General features: G+C 33.7%; 13 protein-coding genes. 4 read left to right on the forward strand and 9 right to left on the reverse strand.

The window, feature by feature from the left end:
- Positions 1–315 precede the first annotated feature (315 nt).
- A complete protein-coding gene (locus IPK88_10980; protein ID MBK8243938.1) occupies positions 316–918 on the forward strand; it encodes a T9SS type A sorting domain-containing protein in 603 nt (200 codons plus the stop codon).
- Between the two features lie 86 nt (positions 919–1,004).
- On the opposite strand, the gene IPK88_10985 is transcribed toward IPK88_10980, so the two are convergent.
- The 7 genes from IPK88_10985 to IPK88_11015 form a co-directional block, all read right to left on the reverse strand.
- A complete protein-coding gene (locus IPK88_10985; protein ID MBK8243939.1) occupies positions 1,005–2,018 on the reverse strand; it encodes a virulence RhuM family protein in 1,014 nt (337 codons plus the stop codon).
- Between the two features lie 386 nt (positions 2,019–2,404).
- Positions 2,405–3,034 carry a hypothetical protein gene (locus tag IPK88_10990; GenBank protein MBK8243940.1) on the reverse strand — a complete coding sequence of 210 codons (630 nt, stop codon included), beginning with the start codon at positions 3,032–3,034 and terminating at the stop codon, positions 2,405–2,407.
- The gene (tmk, locus tag IPK88_10995; protein ID MBK8243941.1) at positions 3,031–3,666 is read right to left on the reverse strand and encodes a dTMP kinase; all 636 of its coding nucleotides are present in this window, start codon (positions 3,664–3,666) and stop codon (positions 3,031–3,033) included. The genes IPK88_10990 and tmk overlap by 4 nt, the downstream gene beginning before the upstream one ends.
- 224 nt (positions 3,667–3,890) lie before the next feature.
- Positions 3,891–4,403 carry a hypothetical protein gene (locus IPK88_11000; protein ID MBK8243942.1) on the reverse strand — a complete coding sequence of 171 codons (513 nt, stop codon included), beginning with the start codon at positions 4,401–4,403 and terminating at the stop codon, positions 3,891–3,893.
- Between the two features lie 89 nt (positions 4,404–4,492).
- Complete coding sequence (locus IPK88_11005) at positions 4,493–4,699, reverse strand: hypothetical protein (protein MBK8243943.1); 207 nt, start codon at positions 4,697–4,699, stop codon at positions 4,493–4,495.
- A gap of 304 nt (positions 4,700–5,003) precedes the next feature.
- Positions 5,004–7,256, reverse strand: a complete 2,253-nt coding sequence (locus IPK88_11010) for a M4 family metallopeptidase (protein ID MBK8243944.1) — start codon at positions 7,254–7,256, stop codon at positions 5,004–5,006.
- A 344-nt stretch (positions 7,257–7,600) separates the two neighbouring features.
- Positions 7,601–8,701, reverse strand: a complete 1,101-nt coding sequence (locus IPK88_11015) for a VIT1/CCC1 transporter family protein (GenBank protein MBK8243945.1) — start codon at positions 8,699–8,701, stop codon at positions 7,601–7,603.
- An 816-nt stretch (positions 8,702–9,517) separates the two neighbouring features.
- Here IPK88_11015 and IPK88_11020 point away from each other — a divergent pair.
- Positions 9,518–11,545, forward strand: a complete 2,028-nt coding sequence (locus IPK88_11020; GenBank protein MBK8243946.1) for a dihydrofolate reductase — start codon at positions 9,518–9,520, stop codon at positions 11,543–11,545.
- Between the two features lie 302 nt (positions 11,546–11,847).
- Positions 11,848–14,532 (forward strand): hypothetical protein, encoded by a 2,685-nt coding sequence (locus IPK88_11025; GenBank protein MBK8243947.1) that lies wholly within the window; start codon positions 11,848–11,850, stop codon positions 14,530–14,532.
- Positions 14,533–14,635: 103 nt separating this feature from the next.
- Here IPK88_11025 and IPK88_11030 read toward each other — a convergent pair whose 3' ends face one another.
- Positions 14,636–15,271: a response regulator transcription factor gene (locus IPK88_11030; GenBank protein ID MBK8243948.1), complete on the reverse strand. Its 636-nt coding sequence runs from the start codon at positions 15,269–15,271 to the stop codon at positions 14,636–14,638.
- Positions 15,252–17,336 carry a tetratricopeptide repeat protein gene (locus tag IPK88_11035; protein MBK8243949.1) on the reverse strand — a complete coding sequence of 695 codons (2,085 nt, stop codon included), beginning with the start codon at positions 17,334–17,336 and terminating at the stop codon, positions 15,252–15,254. The genes IPK88_11030 and IPK88_11035 overlap by 20 nt, the downstream gene beginning before the upstream one ends.
- Positions 17,337–17,556: 220 nt before the next feature.
- Here IPK88_11035 and IPK88_11040 point away from each other — a divergent pair, with 220 nt between their 5' ends.
- Entirely contained in the window at positions 17,557–18,753 is a 1,197-nt protein-coding gene (locus tag IPK88_11040) for a T9SS type A sorting domain-containing protein (protein ID MBK8243950.1), read from the forward strand.
- The last annotated feature ends 25 nt before the right edge of the window (positions 18,754–18,778 follow it).

An 18,778-nucleotide genomic window follows, 5' to 3' on the forward strand; every position in this document is an offset into this window, starting at 1 on the left:
TTCAGCTCTTGCACTCGGTGGATGTTTTTCACCAAATTCACGATTTCTATATGTATCTGGTAGATATTCATTATATCAAATAGATCTATTTAGCAAAGAAAAGGAAATTATTAAAATTGACACCGTAGATTCATTTATTGAAATATTGGGGGGAGGTTTTACAGGTTATGTATTATTTGGTCCAATGGAGCGTGGCCCGGATGGTCGGATATATAATGTTTCCGGGACCTTCAGAAGAATGATCAATGTTATTGATAAACCCAATCTATTAGGTAAAGCATGTATAGTAAAAAACATTCGATCCGTCTATCAGGGTTGCAAGAAACCATCCCCAATCATCCAAATTACCGTCTTGGACCAATTGACGGATCACCTTGTGATACCCTTGGCATTAATAACATTCCTGTTGCTGAATTCCGTTATGATCAGGACACGAGTGAATACAAGAAGATAGAATTCACCAACCTCAGTTGGTATGAACCAGATGAATACTGGTGGGACTGGGGCGATGGAAGTGCTATGTATTATACTACAGTATGGGATTCATCGATTATTCACACTTATGCCAAAGATGGCGTCTATCAAGTTTGTCTTCGTGCTAAGAATATAAATGGAGAGCATATCGTCTGTAAAGAAATTAAATTAGGGACTACAGGAATAAATTCCCATGATTCCAATATTGATATTCAGATGCATCCTAATCCTGCTCACGATCTTATAATAATCAATGTAGAGGATTACCTTCCTTCAAAAATGCTTATGACAATTTATGACATACAAGGCAAAGAAGTGCTACACAAGAGATTGTATCAGGGAAGTAATGTGATTGACTTGGAGGATGTGAATGCAGGGGTTTACATTGTGGAGATTAGAGAGAGAGGAATTATGGTGAGGAGTGAGAAGGTGGTGAAGCTGTAGTGTGTCATAATCATATCTGACAGTGGTCTGATGGAAATTTAGTTAATTATTTTTGTTGTTGTTTCATCCTAAAATGTATTAGTGCCTCATTTATTTTTTTTCATTTTTTTAATATCGTTTTCAATTTCTTTTAAGCTTTGTTCAATTTGTTGATTTCGCTCGCCTTCTTTAAACTTTTGATATTGTTCAGTTGATTTGTCTACAGCCATTTGATGACTTATTTTACCGGCATGTGTTAGCAATTCTCTTCCGTTTAGTTGCAAAATACGACCGAGTCGTTCTATCCAATCTTGCATATACATGGGAGTTTGTTGTTGTGCCATGATTTCGGCAAATGCCAAATATTGCTCAACCAACAAGCCTAATAATTGTATTTCATCTTCGTTTAAATAATTTTTAGCAATGCTAACATCTATTTTTTGAATAGCGGTTAATTGTTTTTTGTCGAATGATTGCATGCCTAATAATGGCAAAGTGGCATCAACACGTCTATAAATTAATTCAGCAGCTGTGTTTTTAGAGATGGCCCATAATAATTTGTTCTGTACGATTTTAAAGAACTCAATGGTTTTTTCGTCTTTAGCATTGTAATCAATACTGGTAGTGTAGATGTCTTTAATTTTTTGATAAAAAAAACGTTCTGATAATCTTATTTCACGAATGCGTGTTTGCAGTTCGTTAAAGTAATTCATAGAACTACCTGTTTTAAAACGCTCGTCATTAAGAGCAAAACCTTTGATGATATACTCTTTTAAGCGTTGAGTTGCCCAAATTCGAAATTGAGTACCTTGAGTAGATTTTACGCGATAACCCACTGAAATGATGACATCTAAATTATAGGCATTTACCTCATTTTGTTGTGTTTTTCCTTGTATAGCACCATGTTGAGTGGTAATTCGGAATTTCCGAACAACCACTTTTTCATCCAATTCACCTTCTTCAAATATGTTTTTTATATGTTCGCTTATGGTTGATTTTGATTTTTGAAACAAATCGCACAATTGAGATTGTGTTAACCAAACCGTTTCTTCCTCCAATCTAACATCAATTTTAATGTTACCCTCCGCATTTTGATAAATTATTATTTCACCGGTATTCATGTACTTATTATTTTAAAATAGGCTGGCTTTTAAATTGCAGGGTGTGAAATTACCCTTTTTTTTATTAATAAATCCAAAAAACACTTTGTGGGAGTTCAGGTAACGTTGTTTTACGAGCTATGGGCAAAGCATTTTTTTAATTGCCTAATTGTTAGATAAATTAAAACAAGCTCTTATGAGATTAAATAAAGCTTATTTGGAGGTAACATAGGGTCAATTATAAAAGAAAAAATCCAGTTTATTCATTTTGCAAACACCATTGTGATGCAGCTTAACATAACTGGTTGAAGTCTCCGACTCCGATGTTTATGTGCATATCATAAAACGATGGTCGAAGTCTTTGACTAGATGCAAAAATAAAAAATTGATTGTAACAATATTTTTTTTTAATTAGCTAATGGAGGTGGTTCAACTTTTGGTACAATTGGATTAGTTATTTTAATCTCCTTTTTTAAGCATATAATTCTGGCGATAGAATCAGAATTTATATTAAAATTTCTTTTATAACTATTACTTAAACCATTTTCGTGATAATAATTCATAAATAAATTATGAAGTTTCTGTGTTTCGGGACTAAGATCTTTTAATACATAAGAAAAATAGTGTTCTGCTCCATATTCGTCTTTATAGTAAATCAGGAATGTACCTCCATTATAAATCGCAGGTTCGTCGAAATAAGCATTTGGTAAATTGCCATTTGGTAAATGTTTAGAATAATCAATAAAGCTTATGCATGTATTCTTTATCTCATCTACAATTTTTGCTTTTAAAGTTATCAGAGTCCAAATTGAATAAATGGAATCAATTTCATCTGGCTGAACATTTATTTTGATGTATAATGAATCATGTTGAAAATTTGTTTGTAAATTAAATGCAGAGCCAAGTGATAATGAATCTAATTTGGATAAAATTTCAGCACGTCCAAGTTTAATAAATGTTATATCTGGTAAAAATTTCTTTTTTACACAGCCAATTAATGGAAGACTTAAAAAAAAAGTAATTATCAATTGCTTCATATATGTACTGACATTTGGGTTTCCGAAATTTCACTCCAAATATCAGCAGCAATGGATTCAGCGGAACGATTACCGTCAGTCATAAATATTTTTTCTTTGAATTTTAATTGTTCAAATGCTTCCAGATATTTTTCTCTTACATTTCTTAGGTTTTCAATAGTTTCATATAGTTCTATTGAAGTTCTGCCTTTCTTGAGTCGCTCCATACTCAGGTCAGGCGAAATATCAATATAGATATTTAAGTCGGGACGAAGCAAGTCGGCACTTAATGAATTAGCTTGAATGACCCAATCCATATCCATATGTGTTCCATGATAGGCATAGGAAGAAAAGTAGTATCGGTCTGTAATTACAGTATATCCTTCTTCTAGTTTTTTTAATATGCCATTGGATTTATTTAGCAAATGGTCTAATCGGTCAGCAACAAAAAGTCCTGCAATGACTCGGTGATCTGCTTCAAGCTGATGATTGAAAATACTTCTGATAAGGGCGCCTATAGGACTGTCGGTCGGTTCAAAAGTGGCATACACTTTATGTCCTGCTTTTATTAATTGGTCAGCCAATAATTTGACCTGAGTACTTTTACCACTACCGTCAATGCCTTCAAAGGCTAAAAATAAGTTGTTTTTCATTATATATTGTATTTTTATGGGTCTATTTTAAAGTTTCAAAGATAAGACTAATATAAATTTTTTTTACAACGATCGTCGAAGTCTCTGACTTCGATGCTGTTGTAATATCAGATGTTATTTGCAAAGTAAATTATCGAATGAAACATCGCAGTTGCAAACTGCGATGATCCTTGGTTTAATGAAACATCACAGTTGAAAACTGCGACGATCAATGATCGAATTGTTTATATTTTATATTTAATAGATCTTATTCTGGCATTGATGGAAGGAATATGTTTTTTTTCAAGTTCGGTTAATGTCTTAGAAAATTCCTGGGTTAATTCGCTATGCACTTTTTGCATTTCAAAAAGTCCCTGAATGGAATTAACTCTAACGATTCTGGAATTGTTATTATCCAGAGCCCAATCCATTAATAATTTCCAGGCCTTAGTCAATTCAGGAGGGGTTAAGGATAGGCGAGGAATTATTTGTGCCAGATGCCATTTAAGTTCTTTATCATGAGCGACAGTACTTAAATCAAGAATTTCATGTTTGTGTTTGATTAGATAATTGGGATGTTTTAGGGTGATCTTTTCAATGGCATCTATGGCTCGCATGACTAGCAATTGGTCATCGAGAAAGATCAATTTAAATAATTCATCGAAGTCTTGTTGGTTTACAATGAGCGAGACTACGGAATTGCTTTTTCCTATGGATCGCAAGTCGCCACCTGATAATAAGTTTACGAAGTCATTCAATGATTTTAAATTGCTTATGTGTTTGATTATATTTTTTAAATATCCAGGTGTTTTATGTTGTTATTTATTTTTATAAATAATTTTAGCATTTATTTTTTGATAAATCCGAAATAGAACGTTATCAAAAATAGAACAAAATGTATGCATCCCCGGATGGCTAAAAATTCGTGCGACATGGTCCCTCCCATAAAGGGTAGATCTATTTGATGCCAGGCAAAATACCAACTGGCTCCTGATGTAACAAAGAATGCTCCTGATAAGAATTTAAAGATTTCTTTCCAATTTATTTTTTTCATCAGATCCAGATATTTTGATTTTATTTAATGTTATCGGTTGATTCACGTAAAAATATGGCAAAATATTGGTTAAGTTTGTGATAAAATGGCAATACCCAAATTTTTCAATTATTCAAAGGTAAATCAATTTTTTATATTACTTTAAACACATTGGTAAAGTACTACTTTTAAATAAAATGCAAATAAGAGTTTTTACATATTGTTGGAATTATTGCATTTCGCATTATAGATATAAAATACCAAATATACATTAAATTAATGAAGAAATCAGCAGTCTAGATCAACTAGACTGCTGAAAAATAATCTATATTTTAGAAAATTTGGACTGTTGAATATTACTTCCTTGATGGACAATGACTGTATAAGCACCAGATTCAAAATGACTCACATTTATTTGATCTGGTAAAGAGTGATAATAATATTGCTGAAACATATAGTTGCCATTTATATCAATTATAGTAATCATAATGGGTTTATCTGATTTTTGGTCGATGAAATTTGCTTTTATATGGATTAAATCTTTAGTTGGATTTGGACTAATAATCAAATCTAAATCTCCTACATGTCCATTATAAACTATTGGACAATCTATACACTTGAAATTTATTGGCTTAATTATACTTTCACATTGACCCATTAAATTTATCGTGCCTGATGTGAAATTTCCTTGAAAATTTGTAATAGAAAAGTTTTCATTTAATACTCCTGATATAGCATATTGCCAAGGTCCAATATAGACCCAATTATAGCCGCTAGCATTGATACTTCCATGTGCTGTAAATATTTTAGGCATACTACCGCTTGGACTTCCATTATAATAATAATATATTGTTGATGGACCTGAAATACTCAGATGAACAAAAGGATTACCAATTCCCACTGCAGCCCATGCATTAACGGTTTGTTCCCACTCCATGGAACAATTTCCATAAATTGTATAAGCGGCCATATATGCACCATTCGCTGCATCCACATAATTAGAATTACAACCTAGAATGTTAGTCAAATTGTAATATGAAATATTAGCTGCTTTTACAACACCAATACCATTTACAGTTCTGCCATTAAAAGTTCCATCGGGAGCACCTGTAGAGCCTTGTGATAAAAGATAGAACCAATAATTTTGAACCCCACTATTAGTATGTACTCCTCCATTGTCACCGGAACCTGTAAACCAATTCGCCCCTAAATATATACTTGGTTGGGCTCCTGCTGGAGAATTAGAAGGGTTATTCATTCTTCTAAGCAATAGTGCATCTTCTCCTAAATCCCAGTCATTAATAGTTCCACCTTGAGTGAACCGTTCTACCATGAAACCAAAAATATCAGAAAATGACTCATTTAAGGCTCCAGACTCATATGAATAAACAAGGCCAGCTGTAAACTCTGTAACGCCATGGGTAAATTCATGTCCTATAATATCAGATGTTGCTAGATAATTTCCAGTTATAGTTCCCACTTTAATGACATCTGCTCCTGGTACTGAAACATATTGAGCATTTGCATCATTCCAATTAGCCCAAACATTAATGTTTCTGCCATTGCCTTTACAACCATTTCTATTGTAATTGTTTTTAAAGTAATCCCAAGATTGAATAGCGCACCAATGAGGTGTAGTAGCCATTCGATCACCCCAACCCCATGTGTCATCTCCATCAGTCACATTTGACCATCCATTAAAACCAGTTACGATATTGCCTTGATATTTAGTAATAATATTTCTACTATTGTCCTCTGCATTCAATGCGAAATTATAATTTGGAAAACCTCTCCATTTAGTATCTATTGGTTGATTGCCATAATATAATAAATCTGCAGTTCCATTTTCGCAAGTTTTTGATTGTGTCTTTAATAAATCACCAGTTTTTGCATCAATATAAATATCAACATGTAATTCAGGTTCTACTGAATAAATATTAAATTTCCATGCTAATGTAAACTCTGATGGGTCATAATTTGGTCCAACACTGTTTTTTGCTAATAATAATTTGCCAGTGGGAAAGTAAGTTGCATAAGGATCATTTAATTGATCTTTTAGTTCACTTTCTAGTTCATCTATTTGCCAAGAATAAGTATTATTAAGACCTAAAGTATTAATTGCATTTGCTAATGCTTGTTCTTCTGTAATGGCCGGATTTACATCTTTATCTAAATGTTCTACTAACTTACAGTTGATAAATTTGATGTTGTTATCTTGTGAATGAATAAAAAATTCTGCAAATTCAACTTCAAGACCTTTGTAGGTCTGTATGTATCGATCATGAGTTAATCGATTTTCATCATTTGAAAATGGAAAATCATCAGTTTTAGAAGTTAATAATGTAAATTTATCATCTCTGCTCATTCCAAAATATTCTTTAAAATCAATTAAAAAATTATCAGATGGGACCTTTGTGTTTTTATTAAAAATAAACCAACCAGAAGGATCCAGTATAGTGCAATTTTTTTCAATAAAATCATTGGGTTGTTGTAAATAATTCGGCGTGTACTTTTGTGCATTTGAATTAAACCTTATTACAACTGAAAGGATTAATAGCATCAATTTAATTTTGTTCATCTTTTTAAAAATTAAAAGTTAAATAATGAATCAAAATTATTATTATGTTAAAGGCTAATTTATTCCGATTTGTTAATCGTAAATAATATTTGATGAACAGAAATATAGTGTTCTACAAACGGTCGATTTTTTTAACCAACGGCTATTTACATATTACAACACAAAAACACGAGTAACTAGACTTTCATTTAATTAAAGTGTAAACAAGACAATGTAATTAATCCATTGTATAAGCCTTTTTTTGCGTGAAGGATAGCAATGAAAATAGTAGCCGACGCAGGAAGGATACTATTGTAATGGATGGCCTGACCCGAAGGGGCACGCCCAAAATAATATTGGTCAAATTATCCCAATACCGATACACCAATAAGTTTGCCAATGCCGAAAGTTATAGCTGCAGCAATGAGTCCGAATACAACTTGCCGGAATCCGGAATACCAAACATTTTTTCCAGTAAATAATGTGATCGACGCGCCGATTAAAAATAAACCTAATCCACTGAGCACGGTGCTAAAAATAATAGCCTTAGTTCCGCCAATAAAGAAAAACGGGATGACTGGAATAATCGCACCGATGGCAAATAAAACAAATGAACTAACTGCCGCTTCCATAGCAGAGCCTTGAAGGTCTTCTTTATTGATGCCCAGCTCTTCGCGGATAAGTACTTCATGAGCACGATCCTTGTCTGACATGATTTCGTGGGCCATTCTCTTGGCTTGTTCTTCCGGTATGCCTTTGGAGAAGTAGATGAGTGCCAATTCTTTTTCTTCGCCCTCTGGATTGGTCTCGAGTTCTTCCATTTCCAATTGCATTTGGTTCTCATAAAGTTCTTTTGAACTTTGGACTGAAATCCATTCACCCAAAGCCATAGACAGTGCTCCAGCCAACAATCCTGCAATTCCGGTGAGCAATACTTCTTTTTGTCCACCAGTTGCACCTGCTATTCCCATGACCAAACTAAAATTGGACACCAATCCATCGTTGCCACCCAGAACTGCAGCTCTTAATGCATTGCCGCCCACAGATCGATGTCTTTTTTCAAAACGGGCCAGACTGGATCCTGATACTGTAGGACTGCTGTTTAGTATATTCTGAAGTATGGTAACATGTGCCGTATCAGAAATAGAAACTGGTGTGTTGGTTTTTTTTCTTGCACTGAGGACAGAGGAGGAGATGCTTTTTTCAGTATCCATCAGTACACCAAGGATGTAATCATTGCCAAATACTTTACCAATCGTTCTTAGAATTTTAGCACGATTGGATGGTAATGGTAATTTTGATAGATCCAAATGGTTGGCTTTCATAAAAGCAATAGCATGACTGTGTTCAATCTCACTCATTTGTCGAAATACTTCAGCAACATTGGCATCACTTTCATTGTCTGCCAATACTTTGTAGAGAAAACTGGCATCAACTTCGGTCTGGATATTTTTTAGATTAATCATTGTTATTTGGGTCAAATTATTTGACCAAATGTAATTCATTTAAGTGACAGCATTTCATGTATTTCAATAATAAATGGATTATTTTATGTATGGTCATAGGAATTGACTGTAATTAGTTAAGAAATAACCTTAGAGCCATTTGCTTTTGGCATAATAAATACGCTATAAAATGTCATTTTGTCTTTTTGAAGTTTTGTTGATGTTTTAATTATGTGTTCTTATGATCAACTTTTTGTTCTTTTTTCATGAAAAAAAAGAACCAAAAATTCTAGGCTGTAAGGTCTAAGCCTAAAATGATTTCATGAAACCTAAATTCAAAAAACTCGCTTTGAACTATAATTCTTTTGCTTTGCCTAACACTTACTCAGCTCGCTTTCCTGTTCTTTTTGAAGCATTTTGTTGAGCTCATACAGTTTTGAATTTTTAACGTTTTCATTACATCATTTTTTGACGGCTCATCCCTTAAGGCCGAAACAAATTTCTATTACAACTCATAAAATTATATATTACCTGATTTTAGTTTGCGAACAAGCTAAACACATATCACATTATTCTTGAACTAGTAAAGGTGCTCTAAACTTGTTAATTTAGAACTTTTCATAAGATCGTGTAAAGATGTTAGAGTTATATACAGTATTTCAAAAAAAAGGCAATATTAACCGCAGCTTTGATTGGGAAAAGCAGCAAACAACACTTATTAATAACTATTAACCACAGATTTTATATTTCACAACATTTAAATTAACACTCTAAAGGGTAATCACATAAATAGTTACCAATTTATTCATTTATCTTTGGCATTAAATCTAAAAATCAATGTTAGTTAAACAGTTAATAGCCCAGATCCTATGTTTCACTCTTGTATTCGCCAATGGAATTCATGCTCAGGAAAAAAAGAAAAATACAAGTCAGGCGTCCAAAGAATTTGTGGTTCAAACAGAGTCTTTCAGTGATAAAAAAATACTTCGATATCAGGTGCCAGGCTTTGACAAACTTACACTTCAACAAAAAGAGTTGGTGTATTATCTAAGTATGGCAGGATTAGCTGGTAGAGATATAGACTGGGCACAAAAACATAGATTTAATATTCCCATAAGAAAAGCTTTAGAAAAAATCATTGCGAATGATAAAGGAAATCATAAAACCTCTGATTGGAAAGCCTTTGAATTGTACACCAAACAAGTTTGGTTTTCTAACGGCATACACCATCATTATTCCGGAGATAAATTCATACCAGGGTTTAGTAAAACGTGGTTCCAAGGGGTCATAAAAAAAAATAAGGTCAATTTATCGAATGAAATATTGACTGTTATGTTTGACCCTAATGTTGATGCTAAGCGAGTGGATCAACGGGATGGTATAGATATGATATTAGCATCAGCTGTGAATTTTCATGCACCCGAAATTACACAACAAGATTTGGATCAATTTTATAAACCAATTCTTGATAAGCATGATTCAATGCCTTTAGAATGGGGGCTCAACAGTCGTTTAGAAAAAAATGCCAAGGGTCAAGTGGTCGAGCACGTTATTAAGTCTGGTGGACTGTATGGTGCTGCTGTAGATAAAATGATCTACTGGCTCAAGAAAGCAAGCCATGTAGCTGAAAATGAGCCGCAGAAAAAGGCATTGTTATTATTAATTGATTATTACAAGACTGGAAACCTTGCTACATGGAGAGATTACAACATTGCCTGGGTTCAAGCTACCAAAGGAGATATTGATTATAATGCCGGATTTGTAGAAGTTTATCACGATCCAAGTAGCATGCGTGGTTCATTTCAAAGTATCGTTTATATCAATGATTTTGTATTGAGTGCAAAAATGAAAAAATTGAGTGAGGACGGACAATGGTTTGAAGATCACGGACCAATGGACCCTAAGCACAAAAAATCAAAAGTGTTAGGTATTAGCTATAATATGGTTAATGTTGTATCAGAATCCGGGGATGCTTCCCCTGTAACACCAATTGGTGAGAATTTGCCGAATTCAAACTGGCTGGGTGAATTGTATGGGTCGAAATCCGTAAGTTTTAGCAATATAGAAAATGCCAATAATCAATCTACGGGAAGTGGTCTATTAGATGAATATGCCAACGATCAGGAAGAAAAAGACCGATCTATAAAATATGGAGAATTGGCTGGTAAAATGCATACCGCTTTACATGAAGTATTAGGACATGCCTCAGGCCAATTGGAAGAAGGTGTTGCAGACCCTCATATTAGTTTGAAAAATTATGCATCACCTCTAGAGGAAGCCAGAGCAGATCTATTTGCTTTGTATTATATCATGGATCCTAAATTGGTGGAGATGGGATTAATACCAAATGTGGAAGTAGGAAAGACCCAGTATGATCAATATATTAAAAATGGAATGATCCTTCAACTAAGAAGAATTATTCCGGGAAATAATATCGAACAAGCACATATGCGTAACCGGCTTATGATATCTAATTGGGTGTTTCAAAAAGGACAATCCGAACACATCATAGAAAAAGTAGTACGTGATGGTAAAACCTATTTTGACATCAAAGATTATAACAAACTTCGCGGCTTATTTGGAGAACTTCTTAAAGAAGTACAACGAATTAAGTCACAAGGGGATTATGCCGCCGGGAGAAAACTCATAGAAGATTATGGTGTTAAAGTGGATATCGATTTGCATCGTGAAATATTGAAAAGAGCTGAACATCTCAACATAGCACCATATGCCGGATTTATCAATCCGAGACTGGTTCCGATTAAAGACAAACAAGGTATGATCAAGGATATAAAGATCGAATATCCAGCAGACTTCAAAGCACAAATGTTGGAGTATGGATCAAAATATAGTTTGTTGAATTAGTATTTGATATTGTTTTGTTTTGGAAAGTTTCATATCTTGCATAGTCCTTCAAACCTTATTGTGATCAAGACATGTTTGATTATGATAAGACGAGGGACTTGAATTAGGTCCGATGGATCCCATGTTTCAATCTCATGACATAAAATTAGATATACAAATAAGTGCTTTTTGATTTTTAACGAAGCAACAGGTACTTATTTGTGATGATCTACATCAATAGATCAGATCAAGATTTTGCATTTTGTTATTTATAAAAATGAAAATCTTATATGTCCTATTCAATAACTGATAAATAATTTTTTATGCTGAATTATTTTAAGCATTTCACTGTGGTGTTGTTTCTTTTAGGTGGTGTATTGTTGACCATGAGTTTACAAAGTAGTTTTTTACCGCAGAATCCATTACCGAAATCTGTCCTGTTTGTATCGCGACAAATTCCATGCTGTGGTAGTGTCTATATGTCGGCTGCAAATGCTCTTCCAGGTATCGGAGGATTCTCAAAATATCAAGTTGCGGCTCCGGCATTTTTATGTATACTCAATCCGGACAATTCCATTGATACGCTTATTGATGGTAGTCGACCTGAATCCAATCCATTTCAATTAATAGATATTAGTTCGCCTTGTTTATCTTGGGATGCGAAGAAAATTGTTTTTGCAGGATTAAAAAAGGGAAATTATGTGTTAGGAAATAATAACATGACGCCAGATGAACCCAATGCCTGGAGAATTTATATTATTTCTGTAGATGGACGTCATTTATCACAAGTGAGTTTTGATGAAGCTCCGCTCAATTTAAATCAATTCAATCCTTTTGCAAGAGGCGTTTTAAAAGGTTATGATGATACACATCCCATTTGGTTGCCTGATGGTAGAATTTGTTTTAGCAGTACCCGTTTTCCAGGTATTGGCATGTACAATGTAACCCGCACATCTAATCTGTATGTGATCCATGAAAATGGTACAGGCTTGCATCGGATTACCAGTGATAAGAATGCTGCTGACAAACCGGTCTTGGATCCTGTAACTGGTAAAATTGTGTTCGCCAGATGGTGGAGAAACTTTTACTGGCCATACGATCCAATGACGACCAAACAACACCCTGTTTATACTGATGGATGGTCATACAAAGACGGCCTAACAAGTTATTTGGATAGTACTCTGGATGGTCAATCTTTTATGTTTAACAATAATGCTTTTTTATTGACGGAGATTAATCCGGATGGGACGGAAATGAAACTCTTTTCTGCACATTATAGGGAAGTTTCTAATAATAATGCATATGGTGGTTGTTTTGATGTAGACGGAAACTTTATTGGTAATTGGTTTCCGATAGAGCATCAATCTGAATCTTCCGGATTTGGAGGATTGAAAAGATATTATCGGGGAACTGCTAAAAGGCCCGTTGGTTTAATTGGAGTTTATCAATATGGTAACTTTGATTACTACATTAAGGATCCGCCATCCTATGGTATTTTTAAAGGATCATATGCTGCAGAACCTAGTGTTGCGTCTGACGGAAATATATTGTTTTCAATGGCTAAGGATCCAAATCAGGATTATGGAATTTATATCATGAATGCTGATGGTAGTTCGCCTCAATTGGTTTATGATCATCCGGGAACAACTGAATTAAATGCGCAGATAGTGGAACCGAGAAAGCTTCCAAAAATATTATTGGATAAAGTAAGTCAAGTTGCAGATCCTTTGCCACCAACAGGGATCCAAGATTTAAAAAAGGAAGGGAGTTTCGAATTTGATTGTAGAAATATATTTTTTAATTCACCTATTGATGATGGAATCATTGCTGCTCCTGCAGTTGGAAATATGTCTACGGTTAGATTTTACGCTGCGCCACTTTTAAATCAACAATATGGATCATTAGAGATGTTGGATTATCCTTTGTTGTATAATGAGATTAATGTGGATGCATACAATCGTGTTTTTGAAAAAAATGCGCCGGCACATGTCCCATTGTTTGAACAAGGAAGATCTTCAGTGGCGCTTGGATATAAAGTACCGAGAACGGGAGGAGGAATTATGGATGGCGCTGCACATGTTACTGGATTCAACTATGGACGTCCTGGTCAGCACGTTACCTGTGTAGGTTGTCATGCAGGGCATTCTGTGATTCCGGTTCCGGATCAGCCGGATGAATTGTTTTTTACCAATTTAGCTCCCGGAGCAAAAATTATGGCCTCATCAAGTATGAACCCACCAGGAAATGTAATCGATAAAAAAAACAGAACAGCCACTCAACATTGGTTTACTCCTGAAGGGGTCGATCCGACCGGACAATGGTTGAAATTAAAGTGGTTAGAACCTATTTATGTGAAGCAAATTAAACTGTATAACATTCCGGATACCAATCGTCTTCGTGTTGAGCACTGCATTGTAAGATTATACGCAGATAGTTCATTTAAGCAATTGATCACAACCATGGATGTCAATGAAAAGCTCTCAAACATGGGGACTCGGTTAGCATTAAATCAAGTAGAAAAAATTCAATCCATGCAAGTTGAATTTATAAAAGTAACCGGAGGTATATATCATTGGAATGCAGCATCCTTAGGTGAGATAGAAGTCATATCGAGCAATATTGATCCGGCAACATTTAAATCGATTTGCGATTGTAAAGGTTCAGCTTATGGGCCGTATAAATTAGATAGTTGTGGTCATTGTCTATTGCCCGAAGATCCAAAATTCAATGACTGTCTTACCCATTTAGATAGAGCTATTAATGGTCACAAAGTTCTTGTTTATCAGGATCACATACAACAAAAAATCCGAATCAGTATATTGGATGATATCATAGAAAATTCTGATCTGATTCGATTGTGGAATATCAATGGTCAATCCATTCCAGCATGGATAAGCTATTCAGATGGTGATGTAACAATTGATTTAAGTTCATGCAAAGCGGGAATTTATTTTTTAAGTTTAGTTAAGGATCATCAAAATGAACTTATTAAGTTTATCAAATGGTAAAGTGAATCCATAAGATAAATAGAAAATAAAATTTGGTCCGTTCCATAAAAAATAATGGAATAATGGATTTAGTATAATCAAGTTTGCGGTTAATATGTAGAAATCACTTCAGCATCAATTCCCTCATTTTGGCAATTGCCATCGATCTGGACGTGACATCTAATCGAGTGTAAACATTATTGATATGTCTTTTAATGGTGTTCAGTGAAATGTAAAGTTCCTGTGCAATTTGTTGGTTGGTTTTTCCAGCATAGATTAACGATATAACTTCAAATTCACGGTCTGAAATGGGGCTTATCAGGTGTTTATTTAATTGTTTTAATTGAAGTGTTGGCACAACTTGATTAGCCTGCATGGCGTAGTTAGCCAGTCCGATTTCCAAAGTGGTCAACAATGACTTTTCATTAAAAGGTTTGACTAAATACCCGGAAGGTTGTATTTTTTTGGCACGATCCAAGGTGCTGCGATCGGAATAGGAACTTAAAAAAATAAATGGAATGTGAAGATGATTAAAAATATATTCACCCAGATCGATGCCGTCTTTTTCACACTCCAAATTGATATCTAATAATGCAATATCAGGATGTTCGCTGATGATTAATTGTAATGCATCTTCATAATTATAGGCAATACCAGCAACTTCGAAATCTATATTATTCAAATACATAGCCAGATTCTCAGCAATCAATGGTTCATCTTCTACTATGGCTACTCTTAGTTTATGATTTATTTCTGTCATGAGTAGATTCTTTTTTTATTGGGAAAACAATACTAATTTTTGTGCCTGCATCACTTTCTATGGTCATTTGCGCTTTTAGCTTTTGAACAAAAGCCCGGATCATTTTATAACCGAAAGATTTAATGGTAAAGACATCCAATTGAGGTGGCAAGCCTTGTCCATTATCCTCGACGATAAAGGTAATAAAATGGTTGCGTTCACTGAGGTGAACCTTAATAGTGCCTTCTTTTTTATTGAGAAAAGCATACTTTAATGAATTCGTAACTAACTCATTAATGATCATTCCTACGGAGACAACGATATCCATGTGTAATAATACTGGACTTACATTCGTTTCAATGTTAATGCGTTCACTATTTTTATGAAAGGTAGTGTATAAATGATCTATTAAATTTTGGATATAATTCTTCATGTCCACCAAATTCATGCCTTCATCCTCATATAAATTCTGATGAATAAATGCCATTGACTGGACACGCAATTTGCTTTCTTGGAGCACTTCTTTTACTTTTTCATCGACATTAGACTGTGATTGGATATCTAATAAACTGGATATAACTTGAAGATTATTTTTGACCCGATGATGTACTTCCTTATTAATATATTCTAAGTCATTTTTTTGTTTAACGATAAGGGTATGATTTGATTTCAATTTTTTGAAAAGGAGGAATATAAAACCTCCAAGAATTGAAAGTATTGCAATTATGCACCAAAGATATTTTCTGATATTGCTTTCATCTTTTAAATTAATTAATTTAAGTTCATTCTCTCTTAACAATGCGGCATTCAATTTTTTCTCATTGTTTAATTGTTCATTTTGAAGTGTTTGTTCACGTATCATGGAGGCAGTTAATAACTTCTCACTTTGTAAACTATGCTCTTTTAATCTATTTTCTATGGTTAATAGCTCTCTTGTTTTTATTTCTTTTTGAAGTTTTTGTTGTTTGAGTTCATTTTGTAATTGAAGAAACTCTATTTCTCGATCTCGAACCTGAATTTCTGAATTTTTTCTGGCTTCGTTGGCGGTGTTACTATTTTCTTTATTGGAGTAAGCTAATTTAAGTTTGGTAATGTATTTTAAATATTCGAATGCTTTTGGAAAGTTACCGACTTTAAAATAGGCATCTGCCATATTAGAGTAAATGTAATATTCTATATAAAAGGTAAAGCCTTTTTTTGTATAGTTTATGGCATTGTTATACTTGGTTACCGCAGTATTTTCATCTTGAGTTAGTAATGAATAATTACCTTCTAGAACGTATTGTCTGACTTTAAGATTTGGATTGTTTTGGTTATGCAGCAGTTTATCAATCTGCGTAATCAATGCCTTCGTGCGGTCAAAATTTTTGATCTGTAAATTTAGATTTCCTTCCTCTATAGTAGATTCAGCAATCATGGAAGTATCATTAAGTTCAAAAGCTAGTTCTTTAGATTTAGCAATAAAATAGGATGCTGAGTCCATTTTATTTTGAGAAAGATACAGTCTGCCTAAAGATAAAGCGCACATTTGTATGGAAGGAATTTTTTGAATAAGTGTATTTAATTTGTATGACCTGAGATAAAAAGGGATCGCTTTATCTGCATTGTTTGTTTTGTCATAAATCTGTCCAAGGTTTTCGTTCAACTCGGCACGCATTACATTATGATTGATCTGTTTGGCCCATTCCAAAGCCTTCTTATAATATTGTGCTGCTTTAGCGTAATGTACTTGTTGATATTCTATATGCCCTAGTAATTGTAATTTTTTTATTTCAAATATAATTTGGGAATCCATTTTTGTGTCAAATGAAATTTCATTTAAAATGGATTCAGTTTGATGGAGATCATTTGTTTTATAAAGAGTAAGGGCTTGATAATACAATACACAAGATTTATAAAAAATATTGTGGGTCTGTTCGAATTGGGAAGAAAGATTTTTAAAAACCGTTATAGCTGAATCAGGATCATTACTCATTAATTGTTCTGCATAATGATTGAGCTCCTCTACTTTATTAAACGAAATAGATTGACTCAGAATATGAGCACTAATTGTGATATGAATTATGAATAGAAATATATATTTCAACGAATTGGATTGTATGTATTCAAAATAAAACTCAAATTTACTATAATAATGATATTGAGGAATAACCCTTAAGGGTGATTTTTAGTGTTTTGGGGTTGTTTTTCAAAGATTGATATCGAAATTTTACCAAAGATCATAAAGAACAAATTACTTTTGTCACATCATTAATTCGTAAAATTATTAGATCATTAAATTTATTTACATTCAAAAATTATTTACCATGAAAAGAATTGTAACCTTCTTTATTTTTTCCATTTATGTAATGAGTATAAATGCAATCTGTAGTGAAATGGTACTAGCCAACAGAAGTCATTGCCCATTTGTAAGTGGAAAATTGAGGATGACTACTGTTGTTGAAGGTGTCACAAGAGAGTATTTTTTGCACATTCCAACAAAATATAATGGAAATTCATCAGTACCATTAGTATTTATGTTGCATGGTACTGGGGGAGATGGTGAGAAAATGTATGAAACCTCTGGTTGGGCAGAATTGGCGGAAAGTGAAAATTTTATTGCAATATTTCCATCTTCATTAAAACACAAAATTATCGATGGAGGAGAATATAAAACAATAGCCAAATGGAATCATACACCTGATGCGGATTGGACATTCCAAGCTGGAGAAATTGAAAAAGATGATATCAAATTTTTACGAAGAGCTTTGGATGAAGTTATAAACATGTATAATATTGACACCAAAAGAGTATATCTCAATGGATTTAGTAATGGAGGCTCCATGGCAGCCAAATGTTCTATTGAAATGAGTGATGTCTTAGCAGCTGTAGCTGCAAGTGCCGGATCTTTTTATCTCGATACGACCTATGTTCCTAAAAGGAAAATACCTGTGTTGTATCAGGTAGGCAATAAAGATTATGGTCCTGGTAATGAAGGACCTGAAGTGCCTATGATATTTTTTGATTCTCTTATTTCTACTCCAGGAATAAATTATAGAAATGGAAAATTCTACCGTGTTGCAGTTAATTATACCAATAATTTTGGTTATAAAAAAGAACATAAAATAATAGGAGATACCAATTTCGCAGTGTTCGCATATTATTTGCCAATAGAAATGAATGCGAATCGAGAATTCCTATACGTATTGGTAAAAGGGTTAGAACATAATTATCCCAATTGGGCTCCTACTAGACATTGGGAATGGATGAAAAAATACACTTTGGATAACACGGGTACTACGGGAGTTTCAGAGCCTTTCGATGAAGTGAATCCATTGATTTTATATCCCAACCCAATAAAAGATGAAGTCCTATTTCAAAAAGAACTCAACTGGAGTATTTTTGACCAATGGGGTAGGCATTTAATGTCAGGAAATGGTAAATCGGTTCGAGTTCAACATTTATCAAGTGGCGTTTATTTAGTAAAAACCGAGGATGGTATAGGAAGATTTGTTAAGTTGTAATCAAAGATTTATTTTACTTCATTGG

This window comes from Candidatus Defluviibacterium haderslevense (assembly GCA_016712225.1).
Classification (GTDB): domain Bacteria; phylum Bacteroidota; class Bacteroidia; order Chitinophagales; family Saprospiraceae; genus Vicinibacter; species Vicinibacter haderslevensis.

Coding starts and splice junctions, on each gene's coding strand:
- IPK88_10985 (MBK8243939.1), bottom strand. CDS start 2,018: ATGAATACCGGTGAAATAATAATTTATCAAAATGCGGAGGGTAACATT.
- IPK88_10990 (MBK8243940.1), bottom strand. CDS start 3,034: ATGAAGCAATTGATAATTACTTTTTTTTTAAGTCTTCCATTAATTGGC.
- tmk (MBK8243941.1), bottom strand. CDS start 3,666: ATGAAAAACAACTTATTTTTAGCCTTTGAAGGCATTGACGGTAGTGGT.
- IPK88_11005 (MBK8243943.1), bottom strand. CDS start 4,699: ATGAAAAAAATAAATTGGAAAGAAATCTTTAAATTCTTATCAGGAGCA.
- IPK88_11010 (MBK8243944.1), bottom strand. CDS start 7,256: ATGAACAAAATTAAATTGATGCTATTAATCCTTTCAGTTGTAATAAGG.
- IPK88_11015 (MBK8243945.1), bottom strand. CDS start 8,701: ATGATTAATCTAAAAAATATCCAGACCGAAGTTGATGCCAGTTTTCTC.
- IPK88_11020 (MBK8243946.1), top strand. CDS start 9,518: ATGTTAGTTAAACAGTTAATAGCCCAGATCCTATGTTTCACTCTTGTA.
- IPK88_11025 (MBK8243947.1), top strand. CDS start 11,848: ATGCTGAATTATTTTAAGCATTTCACTGTGGTGTTGTTTCTTTTAGGT.
- IPK88_11030 (MBK8243948.1), bottom strand. CDS start 15,271: ATGACAGAAATAAATCATAAACTAAGAGTAGCCATAGTAGAAGATGAA.
- IPK88_11040 (MBK8243950.1), top strand. CDS start 17,557: ATGAAAAGAATTGTAACCTTCTTTATTTTTTCCATTTATGTAATGAGT.